Here is a 4977-nt window from a genome sequence, read left to right on the forward strand (position 1 = left end):
GGGTAGGGGCGGCGGGGGCGAAACAAATCCCGGCCCCGGGGCTCAGGTCGTAGGCGAGCCGATCGCCGTCGCCAGACCCCCCAGCAGCCGTACGACCCCCGCCGGACCGTCCACCACCACATCCGCCCGCTCAGCCAACGCAGTGACCTCGTTGCTGCCGCTGCACACCAGGAATCCGGGCATGCCCTCGGCACGCAGTTCCTCGACGGCCGTGAACGCGGGAAGGTCACCGAGGTCGTCGCCGGCGTACAGCACCGCCTCGGCGCCGATCTCGCGGACGTACTCCCGCAACGCCACCCCCTTGTCCACCCCCGGCGGCCGGAGTTCGAGGACCATCCGGCCGGGCTCGACCACGAGACCGTGACGGGCGGCCAGGGCGGTGAGAGGTCCGCGGAGGGCCTCGAAGGCCGCCTGGGGGTCGGCGGCCCGACGGGTGTGGACCGCGACGGCACGGCCCTTCTCCTCGATCCACGTCCCCTCCCCGGCCGACGCCTGGTCGAGGACACCGGGAAGCTCGGCACGGACCGCGGCGACGCCCGGGTGGGGCGGCGGCGCCGTGACGGTGCCGGTGACCGCGTCCCACCGCTCCGCCCCGTAGTGCCCGAGGACGACCAGGTGCTCCAGGCCGTCCACGCCGGAGAAGCCCCCGTGCTGTACCGCCACACCGGCCGGACGGCCCGTGATCACGGCCACGGAGGCGATCTTCGGGGCGAGCGCCGCGAGCGCGGGCACCGCCTCGGGGTGGGCGCGGGCCTGTTCCGGATCGGGCACGATCGGCGCGAGCGTCCCGTCGAAGTCCAGCGCGACCACCGTTCGCCCGGGGTGGGCGAGGATCGCGTCGAGTCCGTCGCGCCCGGCGGGGGTCACGGGCGTCGCGGGCCTCGGCCACGTGCCCTTGGGGTCCGTCGGTTCCGGGGAGTCCGTGTGGGTGCCCATGATGTGACCCTATCCAGGCAGAGCTCGACGCACGCTCACCTCTCCGACCGCCGCGCCTCCCGAACCCTCCGCAGCCGGTTCACCGTCACCGGGTCGTGCTCCAGGGCACGCCGGTCGTCGAGCAGCGCGTTGAGCAGCTGGTAGTAGCGCACCGGCGCCAGCCCCAGCTGCTCCCGTATGGCGCGCTCCTTCGCCCCGGGGCCCACGAAGCCGCGGCGCTCCAGGGCGAGGATGGCCAGTTCACGCGGGCTCAGCTCGTCCATGCCCCGAACCGTAGCCCCCACCACTGACAACGCCCATCGCTACCGGATCACTGCTCAGCGTTCTCCGCCGCCTCCGCCAGCTGCTGCAACCCCTGCAGCACCGCTTCGGGGTTCCCGTTCGGCGAGACGGCCCTGCCTATCCGCTCCTTGACGGCGGCGCTGACCTCGGCCCAGGACGTCTTGCCGACGGGGGGCAGCTCGGTCTGCGGGAGTTCGTCGAGGAAGGGGGTGAGGGCGGAGTCCGACTTGGTGGTGGACATGGTCTGCGACGCGGCCGTCGTGACGGGCAGCAGGTCGTACTCGCGGGAGAAGGCCAGCACGTTCTTCGGGCTGTAGACGTAGTCGAGGAAGTCGCCGATCTCTTCGCGGTGGCCGTTCCGCTTGAAGGCCATCATCCAGTCGGCGACGCCCAGGTTGGCGCGGGCCTCGCCGCCGCGGCCGGGCATGGGCACCATGCCGTACTCCACGTTCCGCTTGGCGGCGGCCTTCATGAGGGTCGGGTGGCCGTTGAGCATGCCGACCTCGCCGCGCGTGAACGCGGCGAACGCGGCGGCGCGGTTGAGCTTCGCGGGTGCCGTCGGGCCGGTCAGGCCCTTGCCGACCAGGTTGTCCTTGAGCCAGGTCAAGGTCTTGACGTTCTTCTCGGAGTCGAGCTGGTAGGAGCCGACCTCGTCGGTGTAGCCGGCGCCGCCGCTCAGCAGCCACTGCATGGTCTCGGCCTGGGCCTCCTCCGGGCCCAGTGGCAGCGCGTACGGGGTCTTCACGCCGTCGGCCTTGAGCTTGGCCGCGTCGGCCGCGAGGTCGCTCCAGGTCTTCGGGGCACTGGTGATCCCCGCGTCGGCGAACAGCTTCTTGTTGTAGAAGAGCACCCGCGTGGACGCGGCGAACGGCAGCCCGTACGCGATCCGGCTCACCTTGCCCGCGTCGCTGAGCTGGGGCAGGAAATCGGCCTGCACGGGGATCGAGAGCAGCTGTCCGGCCTCGTAGAGCTGGTCGCGAGCGGCGTAGTCGGCGTACGCGCCGATCTGCGCCATGTCCGGGGCCTTGCCCGCCGCGACCATGTCCTTGACCTTGCGGTCGACCTGGTTCCACGAGTAAACGCTGACCTTCACCCGCACCTTCGGGTGATCGGCCTCGTACTTCTCGACGAGGTCGTCCCAGTACTTCTTCGAGCTGTTCGCCGGGGAGTCGCCGTACTCGGCGGCCACCAGTCTGAGCGTGACCTCCTGCGCTGTGGCCGGGCCCGTGCAGCCGGCGACCGCCGCCGTCATGCCCAGTGCGGTCACCACCGCGAGCCAACCCGTCATACGCCGCCCACGCGCAGGCAGTTGCACCGTCCGTACTCCCAACCTCTTGATCCAGGCCCCGTGCGCCCAGCCTGGGTCGCAGGCCGGTGTCCAAGCCTGTACGTCCCGAACTTCGCCACAAGGTCTACACCACGTAAGTGGACTAGACCTCTTCAGGGTACAAGGGTCACACTGTTCCTCGTGAGACATGTCATCGCCCTCGACGTGGGCGGCACCGGAATGAAGGCCGCCCTGGTGGGGGCCCACGGCACCGCCTCCGCCGACGGGCCGCCCCCCACGCCTCCCCTGCTGCACCAGGCCCGCAGGGCGACCGGGCGCGAGCGCGGCCCGGACGCCGTGGTCGAGTCGGTCCTCGACTTCGCCGCCGAGCTTCGCGCCTACGGTGAGCGCCGTTTCGGCGAGCCCGCCGCGGCCGCCGGCGTCGCCGTCCCCGGCATCGTCGACACCGAGCACGGCACCGCCGTCTACGCGGCCAACCTCGGCTGGCGCGACGTCCCGCTGCGCGCGCTGCTCAGCGAACGGCTGGACGGCGTTCCGGTCGCCCTCGGCCACGACGTACGCACGGGTGGACTCGCCGAAGGACGGATCGGCGCGGGCCAGGGGGCCGACCGTTTCCTGTTCGTGCCGCTGGGCACCGGGATCGCGGGCGCGATCGGCATCGGCGGCACGGTCGAGGCGGGCGCGCACGGCTTCGCGGGCGAGATCGGCCACATCGTCGTACGGCCCGGGGGTACTCCGTGTCCGTGCCGGCAGCGCGGCTGTCTGGAGCGGTACGCGTCGGCGGCCGCCGTCAGCGAGGCCTGGGCCGCGGCGTCCGGGGACCCCGAGGCGGACGCGGCGGACTGCGCGAAGGCCGTGGAGTCGGGTGACCCGCGGGCGCAGGAGGTCTGGCAGGGGGCGGTGGACGCGCTCGCCGACGGGCTGGTCACCGCGCTCACTCTGCTGGACCCGCGCACCCTGATCATCGGTGGCGGGCTGGCCGAGGCCGGGGAAACCTTGTTCACACCGCTACGGGACGCCGTGCGGCGCCGCGTCACCTTTCAGAAGCTGCCGTCCATCGTCCCCGCGGCCCTCGGGGACACCGCCGGATGCCTGGGCGCGGGGCTCATGGCCTGGGATCTGCTGAGCACCACTCCAGCGGCCTCTACATCGTCCTCTACGTCTTTGGAGGTAACCCCCTGATGGCCACGGCCAGTGAGCGGGACCTGGAACTGGACCCGGACCGGCAGAGTCCGGTGCCGAACCGCGCCTCGCAGCATTCGAACCGCGCCTCCCGCGGCGCGCCCACGGTTCTCTCCGGCGCCCGCGTGGTCCTGCCGACCGGGATCGTGGACGGCGGGCGCGTGGTCGTCGAGGGCACGCGGATCGCGGACGCGGCGCACGGCGTGGCCGAGGGCGCCGACGTGATCGACCTCACCGGCCACTGGCTGGTCCCCGGATTCGTCGACGTGCACAACCACGGTGGCGGCGGCGCGTCCTTCACCTCCGGGACGGCCGACGAGATCCTCCAGGGCATCCACACCCACCGCCTGCACGGCACCACCACGCTCGTCGCCTCGACGGTCACCGTGGACATGGACTTCCTCGCCCAGCGGGCGGGCCTGCTGTCCGAGCTGGCCGAACAGGGCGAGATCGCGGGCGTCCACTTCGAGGGCCCCTTCATCTCGCCGTGCCGCAAGGGCGCGCACTCCGAGGCGCTGCTGCGTGACCCGGAGCCGGCCGAGGTCCGCAAGGTGATCGACGCGGCGCGGGGGCAGGCCAGGATGGTCACGCTCGCCACCGAGCTGCCCGGCGGCATCGACTCCGTACGGCTCCTGGTGGAGAACGGGGTGATCGCGGCGATCGGGCACACGGACGCGACGTACGAGCAGACGGTGGAGGCCATTGACGCGGGCGCGACCGTGGCCACCCATCTGTTCAACGCGATGCCGCAGCTCGGGCATCGTGAGCCCGGGCCGGTGGCGGCGCTGCTGGAGGACGAGCGGGTGACGGTCGAGCTGATCAACGACGGGGTCCATCTGCACCCGGCCTCACTGGAGCTGGCGTTCCGCCATGCGGGGTGCTCTCGGGTGGCGTTCATCACGGACGCGATGGACGCGGCGGGTTTCGGTGACGGGCGGTACCGGCTCGGGCCGCTGGAGGTCGAGGTGAGCGCGGGGGTGGCTCGGCTGGTGGAGGGTGGCTCGATCGCGGGGTCGACGCTGACGTTGGACCGGGCGTTCCAGCGGGCGGTCGTGGTGGATCGGCTGCCGGTGGAGGACGTGGTGGCGGCCATCTCCGTCAATCCGGCGCGGTTGTTGGGGGTGTACGACCGGGTGGGCTCCCTTGAGCCCGGGAAGGATGCGGATCTGGTGGTGCTGGATGCGGAGTTCGCGCTGGTGGGTGTGATGCGGCGGGGTGAGTGGGTGGTGAACCCGCTGTCCCGCTGACGGCCCGTCGCCCCTCTTTTCCTCGCCCCCGCCGCCCCTACC

5 protein-coding genes are annotated in these 4977 nt (G+C 72.2%); 2 read left to right on the forward strand and 3 right to left on the reverse strand.

From position 1 onward, the window contains the following. Window positions 1–42 precede the first annotated feature (42 nt). The 3 genes from otsB to FNH08_RS44385 are packed head-to-tail and all read right to left on the reverse strand — an operon-like array spanning window position 43 to window position 2506. A complete protein-coding gene (otsB, locus tag FNH08_RS44375) occupies window positions 43–936 on the reverse strand; it encodes a trehalose-phosphatase (RefSeq protein ID WP_152777183.1) in 894 nt (297 codons plus the stop codon). Between the two features lie 35 nt (window positions 937–971). After that, window positions 972–1199: a DUF3263 domain-containing protein gene (locus FNH08_RS44380; RefSeq protein ID WP_152777184.1), complete on the reverse strand. Its 228-nt coding sequence runs from the start codon at window positions 1197–1199 to the stop codon at window positions 972–974. A 47-nt stretch (window positions 1200–1246) separates the two neighbouring features. Further along, window positions 1247–2506, reverse strand: coding sequence for an extracellular solute-binding protein (locus FNH08_RS44385; protein WP_152777185.1), 1260 nt, complete (start codon window positions 2504–2506; stop codon window positions 1247–1249). Window positions 2507–2686: 180 nt separating this feature from the next. Here FNH08_RS44385 and FNH08_RS44390 point away from each other — a divergent pair, with 180 nt between their 5' ends. Then, a complete protein-coding gene (locus FNH08_RS44390) occupies window positions 2687–3688 on the forward strand; it encodes an ROK family protein (RefSeq protein WP_322726440.1) in 1002 nt (333 codons plus the stop codon). After that, on the forward strand, window positions 3688–4935 hold the full coding sequence (nagA, locus tag FNH08_RS44395) for an N-acetylglucosamine-6-phosphate deacetylase (RefSeq protein ID WP_152777186.1): 1248 nt from the start codon (window positions 3688–3690) through the stop codon (window positions 4933–4935). Before FNH08_RS44390 ends, nagA begins: the two co-directional genes overlap by 1 nt. Window positions 4936–4977: the final 42 nt, after the last annotated feature.

Origin of the sequence: Streptomyces spongiae (assembly GCF_009377185.1) — a bacterium.
Taxonomy (GTDB): domain Bacteria; phylum Actinomycetota; class Actinomycetes; order Streptomycetales; family Streptomycetaceae; genus Streptomyces; species Streptomyces spongiae.